Genomic DNA, 18,288 nt, shown 5'->3' with positions numbered 1-18,288 from the left:
GAAGCCCCCAGACCCCATGAATTAGGTCTGTGCGCGTGCGACGCCGGCTTTCGCGAATGCGACGGCCCATTATTGGGGTCTGGGGGCTAAGCCCCCAGCCGCCGGAGGCCCCTTCCTCCCCCTGCGACAATCCTCCCCGATAACCAGCGTTCATCGATGCGCGTATATACAGCCATGATGACCAACCGCCGCACGCTCCTCGCCCTAGCCGCCGCCCTGCCGTTCGGTCCCGTGCTGGCCGCGACCAGAGGCAGTTTCGAATACACGCTGACCGATGCCGAATGGCGCCGCAAGCTGTCCCCGGCCGCCTATCAGGTGCTTCGCCATGAGGACACCGAGCGCCCGTTCACCTCGCCGCTGAACAAGGAGAAGCGCGCGGGAACGTTCGTGTGCGCCGGCTGCGATCTGCCGCTGTTCAACAGCAGCACCAAGTTCGAGAGCGGCACCGGCTGGCCGAGCTTCTGGAAGCCATTGGACAACGCCATCGGCACCACCACCGACACCTCGATGTTCATGACCCGCACCGAGGTCCATTGCCGCCGCTGCGGCAGCCATCTCGGCCATGTCTTCGATGATGGCCCCAGGCCCACCGGCCTGCGCTATTGCATGAACGGCTTGGCCCTCAAATTCATCCCCGCAAAGGCCTGACCATGCGCCAGATATTCGCTGCCCTGCTCGTTGCCGTCACCGGCTGCGCAAACGCCTCGGCGGCGGAGCGCATGCTCGTCGCCCCCGCCCCCGTGCGCGACGAAACCCCCAAGACCGAACTCCAGACCGCCGTGCTCGCCGGCGGCTGCTTCTGGGGCGTGGAGGGCGTCTTCGAGCGTCTGCAGGGCGTCACCTCGGTCAAGTCCGGCTATGCCGGCGGCAACAAGATGACGGCCAAATACAGCGTCATCGGCACAGGCCTCACCGGCCACGCCGAGGCGGTCGAGATCAGATACGATCCGAAGAAGATCACCTACGGCACGCTGCTGCGCATCTTCTATTCGGTCGCCCACGATCCCACCCAGCTCAACCGCCAGGGCCCGGACACCGGCACCCAATATCGCAGCGCCATCTTCCCCCAGACGCCAGAACAGGCACAGCTGGCGAAGGCCTATATCGCCCAGCTCGAAGCGGCCAGGACCTGGGGCAAAATCGTCACCACCATCGAGCCCGACAAGCCCTTCTACACTGCCGAAACCTACCACCAGAACTATCTGCGCGCGAACCCCACCCAGCCCTATATCGTCTACAACGACCTCCCCAAGGTCGAGGCACTCAAGAAGCTGTTCCCGACGCTTTGGAGCAACAAGCCGGCGGCCTGACCTCAAGGCACATTCGTCGCCTGCGGCTTGGGTTCGACGATGATATAGATACCGGTCGTATTGCCGATGTTGACTGCCTCGTGCCAGGCGATTCCACTGCTCCACCAGCTTGTGCCCGGCTCGAGTGTGCGCTCTGCCGTGCCGGCTTCGGTCGTGATCCGCATGGTCGAACCTTGTACGATATAGCCCCAGTGCGGTGCATGATAATGGCGCTCGTGGCCGACGCCGGGCGGAAACGTGCAGCGCATCGCGCGCATGGCGGCATTATCGTACAGAAGCTCGCACACCCGGGAGCCCTGCCAGCCAGCGTCCAGAGCAGACGGGAGGCTCGCGCCAGATGCCAGCACCAGCGCGAGCGCGAGGCTCAATGGCCGAGGTTCTTGACGATCGTCTCGACCATCTTCTTCGCATCGGCCAGCAGCATCATCGTATTGTCCATATAGAACACAGGGTTATCGACACCCGCATAGCCCACGCCGCCCATCGACCGCTTGATGAACAACACCGTCTTCGCCTTCTCCACATCGAGCACCGGCATGCCATAGATCGGCGACGTCTTGTCGGTCTTGGCCAGCGGATTGGTCACGTCATTGGCGCCGATCACGAACGCCACGTCGCACTGCCCGAACTCGCTGTTGATATCCTCCAACTCGAACACCTCGTCATAGGGCACGTTCGATTCCGCCAGCAGCACGTTCATGTGCCCGGGCATGCGCCCCGCCACCGGATGGATCGCATATTTCACCGACACGCCCTCGGCCTTCAGCAGATCGCCCATTTCGCGCAGCGCATGCTGGGCCTGGGACACCGCCATGCCATAGCCCGGCACGATGATCACGCTTTCGGCATTCTTCATGATGAAGGCGGCATCCTCGGCCGACCCGGCCTTGTACGGCTTGGCCACCGCTGCGCCCTTCGGCCCGCCCGAATCCGCCTCGGCGCCGAAGCCGCCGGCGATCACCGAGATGAAACTGCGGTTCATCGCCCGGCACATGATGTAGGACAGGATCGCGCCCGACGAGCCGACCAGCGCCCCGGTGATGATCATCGCCGTGTTCTGCAGCGTGAAGCCCATCGCCGCCGCCGCCCAGCCCGAATAGCTGTTGAGCATCGAGATGACGACCGGCATGTCCGCCCCGCCGATCGGGATGATCAGCAGGAAGCCGATGGCAAAGGCCAGCACGGTGATCGTCCAGAACACCGCCGGCTGGCTGTCGAAGACGAAATAGGCGACCAGCCCGAGAATGCCGGCCAGGATCCCCAGATTGATCACGTGCCGACCCGGCAACAGGATCGGCGAGCCGCTCATCCGCCCGGAAAGCTTCATGAACGCAATCACCGAGCCCGAGAAGGTGATCGCACCGATCGCCACGCCCAGCCCCAGCTCGACCCGAGACACCGCCAGGATCTCGCCCGCCGCATCGACGATCCCGAACGCCGCCGGGTTGAGAAAGGCCGAGGCCCCGACCAGCACCGCCGCCAGGCCGACCAGCGAGTGGAAACCCGCCACCAGCTCGGGCATCGCCGTCATCTGGATTTTCTGGGCGATGAACCAGCCTATGGTCCCGCCGATGGCAATCGCCGCCACGATCAGCGGCAGCCCGACGCCGTGGGTGATCAGCGTCGTCGCCACGGCAATACCCATGCCGATCATGCCATAGCGGTTGCCCTGCTGGCTCGATTCAGGGCTGGAAAGCCCGCGCAACGAAAGGATGAAAAGCACGCCCGCCACCAGATAGGCGAGAACGGCCCAGGCGGGCGTCGCGGCTGCAACATGTTCCATGATATCTGTCCCTGTTCCCGCCGCTTACTTTGCCCCAGAACCTGTAGTTCCCGGCTTCTTTTCTTTTTTCTTGTACATCGCCAGCATCCGCCGCGTCACCGCGAAGCCGCCGAAGATGTTGATGCTCGCCAGCACCACCGCGATCAGCCCCAGCCACTTGGAGACGTCCGCCCCGCTGGCATCAGTCGCCGACGCAATCAGTGCGCCGACGATGATCACCGACGAAATGGCATTGGTCACCGCCATCAGCGGCGTATGCAGCGCCGGCGTCACCGACCACACGACATAATAGCCGACGAAGCAGGCCATCACGAAAATCGAAAGCGTCGAAAGAAAGTCCATCGTCTCGCTCCTCAGGCCGCCTTCAGCCGCTCATGCACCACAGCGCCGCCCTCGGTCAGCTTGACGCCGACGACGATCTCATCATCGCCCGGAAAAGCCACGGTCTTGGCGTCCTTGTCCCAGAAGGCATTGATGAAATTGTAGAGGTTGCGGGAATACAGCGCCGACGCATCGCTCGCCATCCGCCCGGCCAGATTCTTGTGGCCGATGATCTTCACACCATGCACCTCGACGACCTCGCCGGGCCGCGAATGCTCGATATTGCCGCCGCTCTCGACCGCGAGATCGACCAGCACAGACCCCGGACGCATCGAGCGAAGCTGCGCATCCGAAATCAGCCGCGGCGCCGGCCGCCCCGGGATCAGCGCCGTGGTGATGACGATATCCTGCTTGGCGATGTGCGAGGAGACCAAAGCCGCCTGCGCCGCCTTGTATTCGTCGCTCATCTCGGTCGCATAGCCGCCCGAGCCCTCGCCCTCGATGCCCTTCACGTCGGACACGAAGATCGCCTTGGCGCCCAGCGATTCAATCTGCTCCTTGGTCGCCGAGCGCACGTCGGTGGCGCTCACCAGCGCCCCCAGCCGCCGCGCCGTGGCAATCGCCTGCAGCCCGGCCACGCCGACGCCCATGATGAAGGCACGCGCCGCCGAGATCGTGCCCGCCGCCGTCATCATCATCGGAAACGCCCGGCCATAGGCCTCGGCCGCATCGATCACCGCCTTGTAGCCGGCGAGGTTGGATTGGGAGGACAGCACGTCCATCGACTGCGCGCGGGTGATGCGCGGCATGAATTCCATCGACAGCGCGGTGATCCCGGCATCGGCATAGCCCTTGATCCGCTCGGGCGCCGCAAACGGCTGCATGATCGCGGCCAGCATCGCCCCGGACCGGATGCCCGGCAGATCGCCCGCCGCCGGCGCCTGCACGCCCATCAACAGGTCGGCCCCGGAAATCACCGCCGCGCGGTCAGCCACCGTCGCCCCGGCGGCGGTATAGTCCGCGTCGGAAATCCCGGCGCCCGCACCAGCCCCGGCCTCGACCGCCAGCTCAGCGCCGAGCGCAATGAACTTCTTGACCGTTTCCGGCGTCGCCGCCACCCGGTTCTCGGCCTCGGCCGTTTCGCGCAGCACCGCGATCTTCATCGAATTTCCCCAAAAAAACCGAACAGGCGGATCAGGCCAGGAACAGCGCCATCATGATCAGCGCCAGCGCCACCAGGATCACCGCCCATTTGGTAATCGCCATAAACCGATCATACGTCCCCTTGGCATCCACCTTGGGCACTGTCTCGTCACGCTGCGGGCCGCTGCTGTCGCTCACCATATCCATTCCCATTATTGTCACCTGTCCACCCCACAAGAACGGACGGCAATAGCAGATCAAGCGAAGCTGTGAAGCACCCAAAGCAACAAGAAATGCCGCACCGCAGAAAAGTTCAGGTTTCAAACACCGCCCAAAACCCGCCCCCGCCACCCCGAAAGTCACCAACCATCCGCCACCCCGGCTCGCCCAACCCCTCCGTCGCCCCGGGCTCGACCCGGGGCCTAAGCACCAGCCGCCCCACCAACCGAAAGCCCCCAAACCCCAGCCCCCGCCACCCAGCCCAAACCCTATCCGTCGCCCCGGGGCTCGACCCGGGGCCTAAGCACCAGCCCCGCCACCACCCCAAAGCCCGGCCCCCGCCGCCCGCCACACCGTCAGCGCCTGCACCGTCTCGCGCACATCATGCACGCGCACCATCTGCACGCCCATCGCCGCCCCATGCAGCGCCAGCGCCAGGCTCCCGCCCAGCCGCTCGCCTACCGGCGCCTCGCCGGCAATCGCCGAAATCATCTTCTTCCGGCTTGCCCCCAGCAGCAGCGGCACCCCCAGCCCATGGAAAAGCGCCAGCCCGCGCAGCAACGCCAGATTATGCACCACTGTTTTGCCGAACCCGATCCCGACATCGGCGACAATCGCCTCGCGCCCGATCCCCGCCGCCTTGCAGTCGGCAATCCGCGCCGCCAACCAGTCGAACACATCGAGCACCACATCGCCATAGGTCGGCGCCCGCTGCATCGTCTCCGGCGACCCCTGCGCATGCATTAGCACCACCGGACACCCCCGCGCCGCCACCAGTGCCATCGCCTGATCATCATGCCCCAGCCCCGACACGTCATTGACCATCGCCGCCCCGGCATCGAGCGCCGCCGCCATCACCTGGGCCTTGCGCGTATCAATGCTCCACCGCAGCCCCGCCAGCCCCGGCATCACGCCCGACAGCCGCCGCAATTCCTCATCCAGAAGCACCGCCGCCGCCCCCGGCCGCGTCGATTCCGCCCCCACGTCGATCAAATCTGCCCCGGCCGCTACCATCGCCCGCGCCGCCGCCACAGCTGCCGCCGGCCCCTCCAGCCAACCGCCATCCGAAAAACTGTCGGGCGTCACATTAAGGATGCCCATCACCAGCGGCACCCCCGCCCGGCCGATGGAAATCCCCGCCAACCCCCTCGGCGCACACAGACGCCCGCGCCAATCATCAGGCAACGCCTCCAATGGCAGCACCTCCGCATCCGCCCCGCGCCGCAGCCGCTCCACCGCCGCAAAGCGCAGCGGCCCCCCGGCCAGCGGCAGCCCGGCTTCGCCTATCGCGACCGGCCGCCAATAATCGGTCGCGCCGGTCAGGCCGCCACCACCAGCGTCTTGCGATAATCGCTGCGCTTGGCGTCGATCGGCACCAGCCGGCCATCATCGCCCTCCAGATGCCAATAGGTCCAGCCATTGCAGCTCGGCAGCCCCTGCACCGCCGCCCCCATCTGGTGGATCGATCCGGTCTTGGTCCCCATCGCCAGCGAGCCATCGGCCCGCACCTGCGCCACATGCCGCCGATGCGGATCGGTCAGCCGCGTCCCCGGCCGCACCATCCCGGCCTCGACCAGCGCGCCAAAGGCGACGCGCGGCTCGGACCGCTTGCCCTGGCTGACATTCATGTCGCCCCCCTCCAGCGGCAGCAGCCCGTCGATCCGCTCCTGCGCCACCGCCACATATTTCGGCTCGCGCTCGATCCCGATCCACCGCCGCCCGAGCAGCTTGGCCACCGCCCCCGTCGTCCCGGTGCCGAAGAACGGATCGAGCACCAGGTCGCCCGGCTGCGAACAGGCCAGCAGCACCCGGTAGAGCAGCGCTTCGGGCTTCTGCGTCGGATGCGCCTTCACCCCGTCGACCTTCAGCCGCTCGCCGCCGGTGCAGATCGGAAACAGCCAGTCCGAGCGCATCTGCACTTCGTCGTTCATCGATTTCATCGCATGATAGTTGAAGCAGTAGCGGCTCTTCTCGCTCTTCGCCGCCCAGATCAGCGTCTCATGCGCATTGGTGAAGCGCGTGCCCTTGAAGTTCGGCATCGGGTTGGCCTTGCGCCAGACGATGTCGTTGAGCACCCAGAAGCCGGCATCCTGCATCGCCGCGCCCATCCGGAACACGTTGTGATAGCTGCCGATCGCCCAGATCGCCCCGTCCGGCTTCAGTATCCGCCGCGCCTCGGCCAGCCACGCCCGGCTGAACGCATCATAGGCGGCAAAGCTCGAAAACTTGTCCCATTCGTCGTCCACCGCCGCCACCTTGCCGCCCTCGGGCCGGTGAAGATCCTGCGCCAGCTGGAGATTGTACGGCGGATCGGCAAACACCAGGTCGACACAGCCATCGGGCATCGACCGCATCACCTCGATGCAATCGCCCAGCACGATCCTGTCGGTCAGCAGCCGGTCATTCGCACCCATATGATATCCCCTGGTCGGCTCTCAACCCCTTCAATGAATCAACCGAATCCCCCAGGTCAACCGCAGCGAATCATAATTGAATCAATCTCTTGCCCTGAGTCTTTCGGGTCACACCCAATTCCGGCCAAAACCACAAGACCTTGAGTCCGTCCCCGCCCGCACCCCCAAGCGCTGGCGTGTTGCCGAAAAGACTCAGCAGGCGGCCAATCGCGCCCGCACCGGCGCAAAACCCCGTCGATGGTGCGCGCTGACCCCCAGCCGTGCCAGTGCGGCGGCATGTTCGGGCGTCCCATAGCCCTGGTTGGTCCCCCAGCCATAGCCCGGGCATTCGGCATCGAGCCCGGCCATGGTGGCGTCACGCACCGTCTTGGCGATGATCGATGCCGCCCCGATCGCCGGCACCAGAAAGTCCCCCTGCACAATCGCCCGCGAGGTCCACCCCCAGCGCGGCAACCGGTTCCCGTCGACCAATACCTCGTCCGGGCACAGTCCCAGCGCCGCCACCGCCCGCTCCATCGCCAGCATCGTCGCCCAATGGATATTCAGCGTCTCGATCTCCTCGACGCTGGCCTCCCCCACCCCCACACAGGCGCAGTCGCGGATCGCCGCCGCCAGTTCGCGCCGCCGCGCCGCCGACAGCAACTTGGAATCGGTTACCCCACCCGGCGCCCCGCGCCCCGGCAGCACCACGGCGGCCGCCACCACCGGCCCGGCCCATGGCCCCCGCCCGGCCTCATCGACACCGACGACGATCATTCGAACGGATAGAACCCCAGCGGCCCGGCGCCCTCGCCAAAGCCCGGCGCCTGCAGCAACCCCTGTCGCACAAAGCCCCGCGCCCGCGCGCAGGCATCCTCCAGCCCCAGCCCCTGCGCCAAAGACACCGCCAGTGCACTGGCCAGCGTACAGCCGGTGCCATGGGTGTCTCGACTGTCGATCCGGCTCTCGGCAAAGGCCCGCTGACCGCCCTTCCACACCAGCCAGTCGGTCAGCCGCTCGCCGTCGAGATGCCCGCCCTTGGCCAGCACCGCCATCGGCCCCGCCTCCAGCAATTCCCGCGCCGCCAGCAACATGTCGGCCGCATCGTCCACTTCCAGCCCGGTCAGCTCGATCAGCTCGGGCACATTGGGCGTCACCACGGTGGCCAGCGGCAGCAGCCGCTCGCGCAGCGCCGCCACCGCATCATCGGCCAGCAACCGGCTGCCACTCGTCGACACCATCACCGGATCGAGCACCACCGGCACCGCCAGCCCCTCCAGCCCATCGGCCACCGCCAGGATCGTCGCCACATCCCCCAGCATGCCGATCTTGACGACATCGACGCCCAGGTCCTCGATCACCACCCGCATCTGCGCCGCCACCACCTCGGGCGGGATCATGTGCACCCCGAACACCCCCCGGGTATTCTGCACCGTCACCGCCGTGACCGCCGTCATCGCAAACCCGCCAAGACAGGTCACCGTCTTGATATCGGCCTGGATCCCCGCCCCGCCCCCGGAATCGGACCCCGCGATGACCAGGACCCGCGCCTGCGTCACGCCGCCTTCACCGCCGCGCAGATCGAGTCCACCACCTGCATCACCAGCCTCTTGTCCTCGCCCTCGGCCATCACCCGGATCACCGGCTCGGTGCCGGATTTGCGGATCAGCAGCCGCCCGGTGCCGTTCAGCCGCGCCTCGCCCTCGGCAATCGCCGTCTTCACCCCGTCGCGCTCCAGCGGCACGCCGGAGAACCGCACCGACTTCAGGACCTGCGGCAACGGATCGAACAGATGCAGCACCTCGCTCGCCGGCTTGCCGCTGCCGACGATCGCTGCCAGCACCTGCAGCGCCGCCACCAGCCCGTCGCCGGTCGTCGAATGGTCGGACAGGATCAGATGCCCCGATTGCTCGCCGCCGATGTTGCAGCCTTTGGCCCGCATCATCTCCAGCACATAGCGGTCGCCGACATTGGCCCGGTACAGCGCCAGCCCGCGCCCCTCGAGCCAGCGCTCCAGCCCGAGGTTGCTCATCACCGTCGCCACCAGCCCGCCGCCCTTCAGCGTCCCGCGCTCGGCCGCCCGCCCGGTCACCAGCGCCATCAGCTGGTCGCCGTCGACGATCTGCCCCTTTTCATCAACCACGATCAGCCGGTCGGCATCGCCGTCGAGCGCAATGCCGATGTCGGCCCCCGTCTCCAGCACCTTCATCTGCAATGCCTTGGGATGCGTCGACCCGCACTCGGCATTCACATTGAAACCGTCGGGGGACACGCCGATCGCCACCACCTCGGCGCCGAGCTCCCACAGCGCCGCCGGCGCCACCTTGTAGGCCGCGCCATGCGCGCAATCGATCACCACCTTCAGCCCGTCGAGCCGCAGATCGTCGGGGAAGGTCGCCTTGGCAAAATGCACATAGCGCCCCTGCGCATCGTCGACCCGCCAGGCCCGCCCGATCGCCCGCGGCTCGGCCAGCGTCACTTCGCTGTCGACGAGCGCCTCGATCGCCCGCTCATCGTCATCGGACAGCTTGAAGCCATCCGGCCCGAACAGCTTGATGCCATTGTCCTGGAACGGATTATGGCTGGCCGAGACCATCACCCCGAGGTCGGCGCGCAGCGACCGTGTCAGCATCGCCACCGCCGGCGTCGGCAGCGGCCCGAGCAGGATCACATCCATCCCCACCGAGGTAAAACCGGCGGTCAGCGCGCTTTCCATCATATAGCCGGAGAGCCGCGTATCCTTGCCGATCACCACCCGATGCTTGTGCCCGCCATTGAGGAAGTGCGTCCCCGCCGCCTGCCCCACCTTCATCGCCATCGCCGCCGTCATCGGCGCCGTATTGGTCAGCCCGCGGATGCCATCGGTCCCGAAATATTTGCGTGTCATCACCAAATCCCAAGCGTCAAAAATCCCTACCGCGCTTCACACCCCCGCGCCACAAAAAGCCACCCCGCACAACCCGCACCACCCCCACCCCACCGCAAACCTCGCCACCCAGACCCAACCCGACTGTCGCCCCAAACCCAACCTCCATCGTCGCCCCGGGCTCGACCCGGGGCCTAAGGACCAACCGCCCCGCCATCCCCGCGAACTCCACCACCCAAACCCAACCTCCAACCGTCGCCCCGGGCTCGACCCGGGGCCTAAGCACCAACCGCCCCGCACCCCCCTACCCCCGCCGCAACACCACCGCCCTGTCCCGCCCGGCCAGATCGCGCCGCACATCCCCCACCAGCCCGACCCCGGCCGCCAGCCCCAGCACCGCCCCCGCCTGCGTCCAGCCGATCTCCAGCACCGCCACCCCGCCCTCGGCCAGCAACCCCGGCAGCTGCGGCACCAGCCGCCGATAGTCATCCAGCCCATCCGCCCCGGCAAACAACGCCGCCCCCGGCTCGAACCCCCGCACCTCGAAACTCAGCGCCGCCCCCGTCTCCACATAGGGCGGATTGCACAACACCAGCCCGAACCGCTCGCCGATCCCCCCCCCCAGTCCCCCAGCCGAAAATCCGCCCGCGCCGCCATCCCGAGCGCCACCGCATTCCCCGCCGCCACCGCCAAAGCCGCCGCACTCGCATCCACCCCAACCCCGGTCGCATCCCCCCACTCGCTCAGCACCGCCAGCAGCAACGCCCCGCTCCCGGTCCCCAGATCGAGCACCCGCGCGCGGGGCCCCGCCGCCAGCGCCGCCTCCACGATCGTTTCCGAATCCGGCCGCGGGATCAGCACATCGCGCGTCACCCGCAACGGCAGCGACCAGAACTCCCGAACCCCGGTAATATAGGCCACCGGCTCGCACGCCGCCCGCCGCGCCACCAGCGCCTCGAACGCGTCCGCATCCATCGCCCGCTCGGGCCGCAACAGCAATTCGCCCCGCTCGCACCCCAGCAGGAACGCCAGCAACACCTCCGCATCGAACCGCGCAATCCGCGTGCCAGCCGCTCGCAGCGCCTCCCCGACCGTCACGCCAGCGGTCACGCCAGATCGGCGAGCCGCGCCGCCTCATCCTCGGCAATCAGCGCCGAGACCAGCTCGTCCAGCCCGTCCCCGGCGACGATCTCCGGCAGCCGGTGCAGCGTCATCCCGATCCGGTGGTCGGTCACGCGCCCCTGCGGAAAATTATAGGTCCGTATCCGCTCGGACCGATCGCCGGACCCGACCATCGCCTTGCGATCGGCAGACCGCGCCGCATCGAGCTTCCCCCGCTCCAGGTCATAGAGCCGGCTGCGCAGCACCTTCATCGCCTTGGCCTTGTTCTTGTGCTGCGATTTCTCGTCCTGCTGCTGCACCACCAGCCCCGAAGGCAGATGGGTAATCCGCACGGCAGAATCGGTGGTATTCACCGACTGTCCCCCCGGCCCCGACGAGCGGAACACATCGATCCGCAGGTCCTTCTCGTCGATCGCCACATCGACCTCCTCGGCCTCGGGCAGCACCGCCACGGTCGCTGCCGACGTATGGATCCGCCCCTGCTGCTCGGTCGCCGGCACCCGCTGCACCCGGTGCACGCCGCTCTCGAACTTCAGCCGCGCAAACACCCCCTCGCCAGTGACCGAGGCGATCACTTCCTTGAACCCGCCCATTTCCCCCGCCGACGCCGAGATCATCTCCACCCGCCAGCCCTGCAACGCCGCATAACGCTCATACATGCGGAACAAATCGCCAGCGAACAGCGCCGCCTCGTCCCCCCCGGTCCCGGCGCGGATTTCCAGCATCGCCGGCTTGGCATCGGCCCGGTCGCGCGGCAGCAGCTTCAACGCCAGCGCCCGCTCCGCGTCGGGCAACCGCGCCTCGATGGCGACAAGCTCCTCCTGCGCCATCTCGAACATCTCGTCGCCAACCGGAATCGAACCCAGCGCCGCCGCCTCCTCCCGCAACGCCCGCAACGCCGCCGCCGCTTCAACAACCGGCGTCAGCTCGGCATAATCCTTGGAAATCTGCACGAACCGATCCGCCGCCAGATCGGGATTCCCCATCTGCGCCGCCAGATCCGCATGCCGCCGCTCAATCTGCCCGATCCGCTCGGGTGAAATCAGCACGTCATTGCTCCGCCGGCCATCATGACGTCAGCTGATCGCCACGCGCGGCCCCATATTCCATGGGCATCAGCGCCATCACGTCCGGCAATGCCGCACCCTCGGTCCGCACCGAAAGATGGCATTGAAACCCCGGCTTGATGAACAGGATCGCCGCAACATCCTGCTTCTTGGCAATCTCCAATTGCCGGCGCGCCTTGGCCACCGGCGGCACGTAAACGGTCACGCCTTGTCCTCTCAGCTGCCGCGCCACCCGCGCCAGCTCTTCCTGCATCCCATCCGCATCGGCGACGACGGCAATCAGCGGCATCGCGTCAGTTGGCAGATCCGCCAGCAACGCCAGCCGCTCGATCCCCGCGGCCCAGCCCACCGCCGGTGTCTCCGGCCCCCCCATCATCCCGATCAGCCCGTCATAGCGCCCGCCGCCGATCACCGTCCCCTGTGCCCCCAGCGCCTCGGTGACGAATTCGAACGCCGTATGCCGATAATAGTCGAACCCCCGCACCAGCCCCGCCACCCGCTCATAGGCCACGCCGGACGCCTGCAACCCCTTCTGCACGCTCTCGAAAAACGCCCCCGCCTCCACGGACATAAATGCATCGATCCCCGGCGCCTCGGCCACCAGCGCCTTGTCCCCGGGCGCCTTGGAATCGAGAATCCGCAGCGGGTTCTTCTCCAGCCGTACCCGGCTCTCCTCGGACAGCACATCGAGATGCCGCGAGAAATACCCCACCAGCGCATCCCGCCACGCCCCGCGCGTCGCCGCGTCACCCAGCGTGTTCAGCTGCAACACCACCCGGTCCGCGACCCCCAGTTCGTCCAGAAGCTGCTGGGCCATCGCGATCACCTCGACATCGGCCGCCGGCTCCCCCGCCCCCAGCACCTCGGCGTCGAGCTGGTGAAACTGCCGGAACCGCCCCTTCTGCGGCCGCTCATAGCGAAACAGCGGCCCCCAGGTCGTCACTTTCACCGGCGCCAGCTGCTGCCAGCCATTCTCGATATAGGCCCGCGCAATCCCGGCGGTGAACTCCGGCCGCAGCGTCAGCGACTCCCCGCCGCGATCCTCGAACGAGTACATCTCCTTCGACACCACATCGGTCGTCTCGCCCAGCCCGCGCGAGAACACCGACGTGCTCTCGAACACCGGCACCTCGACGCGCCCGAAGCCATAGAGCCGCCGAACCCGGTCGAAGGTCCGCACCACATGGTCGAAGCGCTCCGCCACCTCGCCGATCATGTCCTGCGTACCGCGTGGTTTCTGAAGCTTGCTCATCGTCAGGCGCTTAGCCGCACCTCTCGCGCTTGTCATCTCCCCCGCCCCATGGCTACGCTGCCGCCATGCGTACCCTTCTCCTTGCCACCGCCCTCATGGCATTCGCCCATGCGCCCGCCCAGGCCCAGACCCGCAGCGCCCCCCAGCCGCTCCCGCTCACCGACACCATCCCCGCCCCGCGCGACGTCCCCTATCCCGGCACCATGCTGGTCAGGGTCGACGCCACCGACACCGTCCAGGGCGTCATCAAGGTCGAACAGACGCTGCCACTGCCCGCCAACGCCCAGGGCCGCTTCACCCTGCTCTTCCCCAAATGGCTGCCCGGCAAGCACGGCCCGCGCGGCGAGATCGAGAAGCTCGCCGGCCTGCGCATCACCGCCGCCGGCAAGACCCTGCCCTGGGTGCGGGACGCGCTCGACGTCTACGCCTTCCACATCGACCTCCCCGCCAGCACGCGGACGCTGGACATCGCCTTCGAATTCCTCTCCGCCACCCAGCCGGACCAGGGCCGCGTCACCGTCACCAGCGAAATGATGAACCTCCAGCCCAACCAGGTCAGCCTCTATCCGGCCGGCTGGTTCATCCGCCAGATCCCGGTCACCCTGCAGGTCCGCTGGCCACAGGGCTGGCAAGCCGCCGGCGCTCTACGCCCGAAGACCAAATCCGCCAACACCATCACCTACGAGACCGTCGACTATGAAACCCTCGTCGACAGCCCCTTCTTCGCCGGCCAGTATTTCAAGGCCGTCGACCTCGGCGACAACGTCACCCTCAACATCGTCGCCGACGACCCCCGCTATCTCGTCACCACCCCCGAACAGGTCGACGCCCACAAGCGCCTCGTCACCCAGAGCCTGAAAACCTTCGGCGCCAAACACTTCGACCATTATGATTTCCTGCTGGCCCTCACCGGCAAGCTCGGCGGCATCGGCCTCGAGCATCACCGCAGCTCGGAGAACAGCGTCAACACCGGCTATTTCACCGAATGGTCGCTCGGCCCCGGCCGCCGCAACCTGCTGCCGCACGAGTTCACCCACAGCTGGAACGGCAAGTTCCGCCGCGGCGCCGACGCCATCGCCGCCGATTTCCGCGCCCCCATCAGGAACGACATGCTCTGGGTCTATGAAGGCCAGACCCAGTTCTGGGGCTATGTGCTCGGCGCCCGCTCCGGCATCACCAGCCGGGACGACACCATGGCCGCGCTCGCCACCATCGCCGCCAGCCTCAACGAAAACCGCCCCGCCCGCCTCTGGCGCCCGCTGCAGGACACCACCAACGATCCCGTCATCACCAACCGCGCGCCCAAGGGCTGGGTCTCCCAGCAGCGCGCCGAGGATTATTACAACGAAGGCCTGCTGATCTGGCTGGAAGTCGACGCCACGCTGCGCGAGCTCACCAAAGGCCAGCGCGGCATCGACGATTTCGCCCGCGCTTTCTTCGGCACCCAGGACGGGGATTGGGGCGTGCTGCCCTATGACATGGCCACCATCACCGACACGCTGAACAGCCTCGCCCCCCATGACTGGGCCAGCCTGCTGCGCGCCCGGCTGGACCAGACCGGCCCCGGCGCGCCCCTGGGCGGCTTCACCAAGTCCGGCTACACGCTCGGCTGGGCCGAGGCCCCCAACAAGGCCATCGCCGACGGCATGCGCACCGGCGGCTATCTCGATCTCAGCTTTTCCGGAGGCCTCAATGTCGGCCGTGATACCCGCATCACCCAAGTCATCTGGGGCAGCCCGGCGTTCGCCGCCGGCCTCAAGACCGGCGACCAGCTCCTCGCCATCAACGGCCAGGCCTATACCAACGACCTGATGAAGCTCGTCCTCGCCGAGAACAAGGGCAAGAACACCCCGCTCCGCCTGCTCATCAAATCCGCCGACCGCATCCGCACCGTCGACCTGCTCTGGAACCAGGGCCTCCGCTACCCAATTCTCACCCGCACCGGCAAAGGCGAAGACTGGCTGGACAAACTCCTCAAACCCCTGCCCAGACTGCCCCTGGGCCCCCCCCCCCCACCGGGGCCCCCGGGGCCACCCCCGGGCCCACGCCAACCCCCAGCCCCCCCCCCCACCCCCCACCCCCCCTTCCGCCACCCCGAACCCCCAAGCCCAACCGGCCCCGTCGCCCCGGGCTCGACCCGGGGCCCAAGCCCAACCCCATCCGCCTCCCCGAGGGCCACCACCAAGCCCCCTCACTCGACCATCCGCAACCCGACAATACACCCCACCAGCCCCACCAGCAGCAGCACCCGCGCCGGGCTCACCGATTCCCCGAACACCAGCATCCCCAGCACCACGCCGCCGGCGGCGCCGATCCCCGCCCATACCGCATAGGCCGTCCCCATCGGGATCGTCCGCCCGGCATATTCGAGCAGCCCCATGCTCGCCGAAACACACACCAGAAACGCGATCGTCCACGGCACATTGCGAAACCCGTCGGCAAAGCGCAGCGACGTGGCGAACCCCACTTCCAGCAAACCGCCGATTACCAGCGCCAACCACGCCATCTTCGCATCCTTTCAAATTGAATCTTAACGATTCATGCCCTAAGCGCGCTCCACATACACAGGAGACAGATGTGCGCATCGATCAGGTTCCCATCGGCGTAAACCCGCCGCATGACGTCAACGTCGTCATCGAATGCCCGCTCGGTGGCGAACCGATCAAGTATGAACTGGACAAGGCCAGCGGCGCGATGTTCGTCGACCGCATCCTCCACACGCCGATGCGCTACCCGGTCAACTATGGCTTCATCCCGCACACGCTGGCCGAGGACGGCGACCCGATCGACGCGCTGATCGTCGCCCGCACCCCCTTCATCCCCGGCTCCATCGCCCGCGTCCGCCCGGTGGGCGTTCTGATGATGACCGATGATGGCGGCGGCGACGCCAAGTTGCTCTGCGTCAACGTCAACAAGGTCTATCCCTATTACGCCAACGTCCAGGAATATACCGACCTGCCCGAGATCCTGCTCCAGCAGATCGAGCATTTCTTCACCCACTACAAGGATCTCGAGCCAGGCAAATGGACCCGTTGCGAAGGCTGGCAGGGCCGCGCCACCGCCGAACGCCTGATCATCGAATCGATCGAGCGCGAACGCGCCCATGAAAAGCCCCAGCCCAAGCCGCACCCCGGCGACCCGCGCGAATCCTGAGGCCCGCTTCCCCTCTCCCACAGGGCGGGAGGGGCCCGCGCGCCCCGCTACCAGGGCCGCGTCAACGCCCCCCGCGGCGCCCGCCGCGGCGCCGACCGGATCGCCTTCTGCGCCGCCGCCAGCGCCGGCCCGGCCCATTCGCGCAGCACTTCGGCATCGACATGCGCCGCCGCCGGTGCCTGCCGATAGCTCATCACCACCGGCTTGCCGTCCTTCTCATAGACGAACGGCCCCAGCCCCGCGGCCTCGTACCGCGCCACATCGCCGGGATCGACCTTCAGATACAGAATGTCGCCGGCAATCAGCCCGACCGAAAACCCGTCGATGCTGACGCCTTCGCCGCCGAACATCGCCTTCACCCGCACCATCCCCATCGGCGCCAGCGCCTCCGACACAAAGGCGCCGACCGAACTCACTCCGCCGCCAATATGCCCGAGGGGGCGGCCTCTGCCGCCGCCGCAGCCGCCGCATTCACCGCATCGATCTCGGCGGCCTTCTTCTCGACCAGCATGACGATATGATCGACCATCTTCTCGCTCTCGATGACATGGTCGGTGATCCCGGAGAGGAACACCATGTGCCGGCCATTGCCGCCGCCGGTCAGCCCGATGTCGGTCTCCCGCGCCTCGCCCGGCCCGTTGACCACGCAGCCGAGCACCGAGAGGGACAGCGGCGTGGTGATATGCGCCAGCCGCGTCTCCAGCGTCTCCACGGTCTTCACCACATCGAACCCCTGCCGCGCACAGCTCGGGCAGGACACCACCCGCACGCCGCGCGCCCGGATGCCCAATGACTTCAATATATGATAGCCGACCTTCACCTCCTCGACCGGATCGGCCGAGAGCGACACCCGGATCGTATCCCCGACCCCGGCCCACAGCAGCATCCCCAGCCCGATCGAGGACTTCACCGTCCCGCCCTGCAGCCCGCCGGCCTCGGTGATGCCCAGGTGGAGCGGATAATCGCAGACCTCGGCCAGCCCGTTATAGGCCGCCACCGCCAGGAACACGTCGGACGCCTTCACCGAGATCTTGAACTCGTGGAAGTCCTCGTCCTGCAACATCTTCATATGCTCGAGCGCACTCTCCACCAGCGCCTCCGGGCACGGCTCGCCATATTTCTCCAGCAGATGCTTTTCGAGGCTACCGGCGTTCACCCCGATCCGGATCGAACAGCCATTGGCCTTGGCGGCATTGACGATCTCCTTCACCCGCGCCTGCGAGCCGATATTGCCCGGATTGATCCGCAAACACGCCGCCCCGGCGTCTGCCGCCTCGAGCCCGCGCTTGTAGTGGAAGTGGATGTCGGCAACGATCGGCACATTCGCCGCCCGGGTGATCGTCCGCAGCGCCACCGTGCTCTCCACATCGGGGCAGCTGACCCGGACGATATCGGCACCCACCTCCTCGCAGCGCCGGATCTGGTCGATCGTCGCCGCCGCGTCGGAGGTCAGGGTGTTGGTCATCGTCTGCACGGCAATCGGCGCCCCACCACCGACCGGCACCTTGCCGACCATGATCTGCCGGCTCTGCCGCCGCACGATATCCCGCCACGGGCGCACACTCATCGTTCACCGCTCCTGCTTGCTGAGCCGCCTATACCCCGCCCCGCCGCCCCCTCCAAGGCCCCATGCAATCCATCACCCCATCCGTCGCCCCG

18 protein-coding genes and 2 pseudogenes are annotated in these 18,288 nt (G+C 67.1%); 4 read left to right on the top strand and 16 right to left on the bottom strand.

Annotated features, from left to right (window positions below):
- The first annotated feature begins 177 nt into the window (after positions 1-177).
- The gene (msrB, locus tag ACTIFJ_RS11650) at positions 178-648 is read left to right on the top strand and encodes a peptide-methionine (R)-S-oxide reductase MsrB (RefSeq protein ID WP_439534278.1); all 471 of its coding nucleotides are present in this window, start codon (positions 178-180) and stop codon (positions 646-648) included.
- 2 nt (positions 649-650) lie between these two features.
- On the top strand, positions 651-1,310 hold the full coding sequence (gene msrA, locus ACTIFJ_RS11645) for a peptide-methionine (S)-S-oxide reductase MsrA (protein WP_439534277.1): 660 nt from the start codon (positions 651-653) through the stop codon (positions 1,308-1,310).
- 2 nt (positions 1,311-1,312) lie between these two features.
- Here msrA and ACTIFJ_RS11640 read toward each other — a convergent pair whose 3' ends face one another.
- The 13 genes and pseudogenes from ACTIFJ_RS11640 to hisS form a co-directional block, all read right to left on the bottom strand.
- A complete protein-coding gene (locus ACTIFJ_RS11640) occupies positions 1,313-1,678 on the bottom strand; it encodes a cupin domain-containing protein (RefSeq protein ID WP_439534276.1) in 366 nt (121 codons plus the stop codon).
- Positions 1,675-3,093 carry an NAD(P)(+) transhydrogenase (Re/Si-specific) subunit beta gene (locus ACTIFJ_RS11635; RefSeq protein WP_439534275.1) on the bottom strand — a complete coding sequence of 473 codons (1,419 nt, stop codon included), beginning with the start codon at positions 3,091-3,093 and terminating at the stop codon, positions 1,675-1,677. Before ACTIFJ_RS11635 ends, ACTIFJ_RS11640 begins: the two co-directional genes overlap by 4 nt.
- A 24-nt stretch (positions 3,094-3,117) precedes the next feature.
- Positions 3,118-3,435 carry a proton-translocating transhydrogenase family protein gene (locus tag ACTIFJ_RS11630; RefSeq protein ID WP_439534274.1) on the bottom strand — a complete coding sequence of 106 codons (318 nt, stop codon included), beginning with the start codon at positions 3,433-3,435 and terminating at the stop codon, positions 3,118-3,120.
- An 11-nt stretch (positions 3,436-3,446) separates the two neighbouring features.
- Positions 3,447-4,577, bottom strand: a complete 1,131-nt coding sequence (locus ACTIFJ_RS11625) for a Re/Si-specific NAD(P)(+) transhydrogenase subunit alpha (RefSeq protein WP_439534273.1) — start codon at positions 4,575-4,577, stop codon at positions 3,447-3,449.
- A gap of 31 nt (positions 4,578-4,608) precedes the next feature.
- On the bottom strand, positions 4,609-4,770 hold the full coding sequence (locus tag ACTIFJ_RS11620; RefSeq protein ID WP_439534272.1) for an aa3-type cytochrome c oxidase subunit IV: 162 nt from the start codon (positions 4,768-4,770) through the stop codon (positions 4,609-4,611).
- A gap of 306 nt (positions 4,771-5,076) precedes the next feature.
- Complete coding sequence (gene folP, locus ACTIFJ_RS11615; protein ID WP_439534271.1) at positions 5,077-5,919, bottom strand: dihydropteroate synthase; 843 nt, start codon at positions 5,917-5,919, stop codon at positions 5,077-5,079.
- A gap of 176 nt (positions 5,920-6,095) precedes the next feature.
- Positions 6,096-7,190 (bottom strand): site-specific DNA-methyltransferase, encoded by a 1,095-nt coding sequence (locus ACTIFJ_RS11610; protein WP_439534270.1) that lies wholly within the window; start codon positions 7,188-7,190, stop codon positions 6,096-6,098.
- 192 nt (positions 7,191-7,382) lie between these two features.
- Complete coding sequence (locus ACTIFJ_RS11605; RefSeq protein ID WP_439534269.1) at positions 7,383-7,946, bottom strand: ribonuclease HII; 564 nt, start codon at positions 7,944-7,946, stop codon at positions 7,383-7,385.
- The gene (gene thiD, locus ACTIFJ_RS11600; protein ID WP_439534268.1) at positions 7,943-8,728 is read right to left on the bottom strand and encodes a bifunctional hydroxymethylpyrimidine kinase/phosphomethylpyrimidine kinase; all 786 of its coding nucleotides are present in this window, start codon (positions 8,726-8,728) and stop codon (positions 7,943-7,945) included. The genes ACTIFJ_RS11605 and thiD overlap by 4 nt, the downstream gene beginning before the upstream one ends.
- Positions 8,725-10,056, bottom strand: a complete 1,332-nt coding sequence (gene glmM / locus ACTIFJ_RS11595) for a phosphoglucosamine mutase (protein WP_439534267.1) — start codon at positions 10,054-10,056, stop codon at positions 8,725-8,727. The genes thiD and glmM overlap by 4 nt, the downstream gene beginning before the upstream one ends.
- A 283-nt stretch (positions 10,057-10,339) precedes the next feature.
- Positions 10,340-11,133, bottom strand: a pseudogene (gene prmC / locus ACTIFJ_RS11590) (peptide chain release factor N(5)-glutamine methyltransferase).
- Positions 11,134-11,141: 8 nt separating this feature from the next.
- Complete coding sequence (prfA, locus tag ACTIFJ_RS11585; protein WP_439534266.1) at positions 11,142-12,206, bottom strand: peptide chain release factor 1; 1,065 nt, start codon at positions 12,204-12,206, stop codon at positions 11,142-11,144.
- 19 nt (positions 12,207-12,225) lie between these two features.
- Positions 12,226-13,476, bottom strand: coding sequence for a histidine--tRNA ligase (gene hisS / locus ACTIFJ_RS11580; RefSeq protein WP_439534265.1), 1,251 nt, complete (start codon positions 13,474-13,476; stop codon positions 12,226-12,228).
- A gap of 65 nt (positions 13,477-13,541) precedes the next feature.
- On the opposite strand from hisS, the pseudogene ACTIFJ_RS11575 reads away from it, so the two are divergent.
- Positions 13,542-15,332: pseudogene (locus tag ACTIFJ_RS11575) on the top strand (M61 family metallopeptidase); the annotation flags it as partial.
- Between the two features lie 335 nt (positions 15,333-15,667).
- On the opposite strand, the gene ACTIFJ_RS11570 reads toward ACTIFJ_RS11575, so the two are convergent.
- Positions 15,668-15,982: a DMT family transporter gene (locus ACTIFJ_RS11570; protein WP_439534264.1), complete on the bottom strand. Its 315-nt coding sequence runs from the start codon at positions 15,980-15,982 to the stop codon at positions 15,668-15,670.
- A 71-nt stretch (positions 15,983-16,053) separates the two neighbouring features.
- Between ACTIFJ_RS11570 and ppa the strand changes: the two genes are divergently transcribed.
- Positions 16,054-16,629 (top strand): inorganic diphosphatase, encoded by a 576-nt coding sequence (ppa, locus tag ACTIFJ_RS11565; protein WP_439534263.1) that lies wholly within the window; start codon positions 16,054-16,056, stop codon positions 16,627-16,629.
- A 47-nt stretch (positions 16,630-16,676) separates the two neighbouring features.
- On the opposite strand, the gene ACTIFJ_RS11560 is transcribed toward ppa, so the two are convergent.
- Complete coding sequence (locus ACTIFJ_RS11560) at positions 16,677-17,045, bottom strand: TfoX/Sxy family protein (protein WP_439534262.1); 369 nt, start codon at positions 17,043-17,045, stop codon at positions 16,677-16,679.
- Positions 17,042-18,196: a flavodoxin-dependent (E)-4-hydroxy-3-methylbut-2-enyl-diphosphate synthase gene (ispG, locus tag ACTIFJ_RS11555; protein ID WP_439534261.1), complete on the bottom strand. Its 1,155-nt coding sequence runs from the start codon at positions 18,194-18,196 to the stop codon at positions 17,042-17,044. The genes ACTIFJ_RS11560 and ispG overlap by 4 nt, the downstream gene beginning before the upstream one ends.
- Between the last annotated feature and the right edge of the window lie 92 nt (positions 18,197-18,288).

The sequence above is a fragment of the Polymorphobacter sp. genome, assembly GCF_051860865.1.
Taxonomy (GTDB): Bacteria; Pseudomonadota; Alphaproteobacteria; order Sphingomonadales; family Sphingomonadaceae; genus Sandarakinorhabdus.
The sequence above is the reverse complement of the archived record's forward strand: the minus strand, read 5'-3'. Positions and strand labels throughout refer to the sequence as shown.

Bases quoted from the DNA above. Each gene is read 5' to 3' on its own strand.
- msrB (WP_439534278.1), top strand. From the start codon at position 178: ATGACCAACCGCCGCACGCTCCTCGCCCTAGCCGCCGCCCTGCCGTTC.
- msrA (WP_439534277.1), top strand. From the start codon at position 651: ATGCGCCAGATATTCGCTGCCCTGCTCGTTGCCGTCACCGGCTGCGCA.
- ACTIFJ_RS11635 (WP_439534275.1), bottom strand. From the start codon at position 3,093: ATGGAACATGTTGCAGCCGCGACGCCCGCCTGGGCCGTTCTCGCCTAT.
- ACTIFJ_RS11630 (WP_439534274.1), bottom strand. From the start codon at position 3,435: ATGGACTTTCTTTCGACGCTTTCGATTTTCGTGATGGCCTGCTTCGTC.
- ACTIFJ_RS11625 (WP_439534273.1), bottom strand. From the start codon at position 4,577: ATGAAGATCGCGGTGCTGCGCGAAACGGCCGAGGCCGAGAACCGGGTG.
- ACTIFJ_RS11620 (WP_439534272.1), bottom strand. From the start codon at position 4,770: ATGGGAATGGATATGGTGAGCGACAGCAGCGGCCCGCAGCGTGACGAG.
- ACTIFJ_RS11610 (WP_439534270.1), bottom strand. From the start codon at position 7,190: ATGGGTGCGAATGACCGGCTGCTGACCGACAGGATCGTGCTGGGCGAT.
- ACTIFJ_RS11605 (WP_439534269.1), bottom strand. From the start codon at position 7,946: ATGATCGTCGTCGGTGTCGATGAGGCCGGGCGGGGGCCATGGGCCGGG.
- glmM (WP_439534267.1), bottom strand. From the start codon at position 10,056: ATGACACGCAAATATTTCGGGACCGATGGCATCCGCGGGCTGACCAAT.
- hisS (WP_439534265.1), bottom strand. From the start codon at position 13,476: ATGAGCAAGCTTCAGAAACCACGCGGTACGCAGGACATGATCGGCGAG.
- ACTIFJ_RS11570 (WP_439534264.1), bottom strand. From the start codon at position 15,982: ATGGCGTGGTTGGCGCTGGTAATCGGCGGTTTGCTGGAAGTGGGGTTC.
- ispG (WP_439534261.1), bottom strand. From the start codon at position 18,196: ATGAGTGTGCGCCCGTGGCGGGATATCGTGCGGCGGCAGAGCCGGCAG.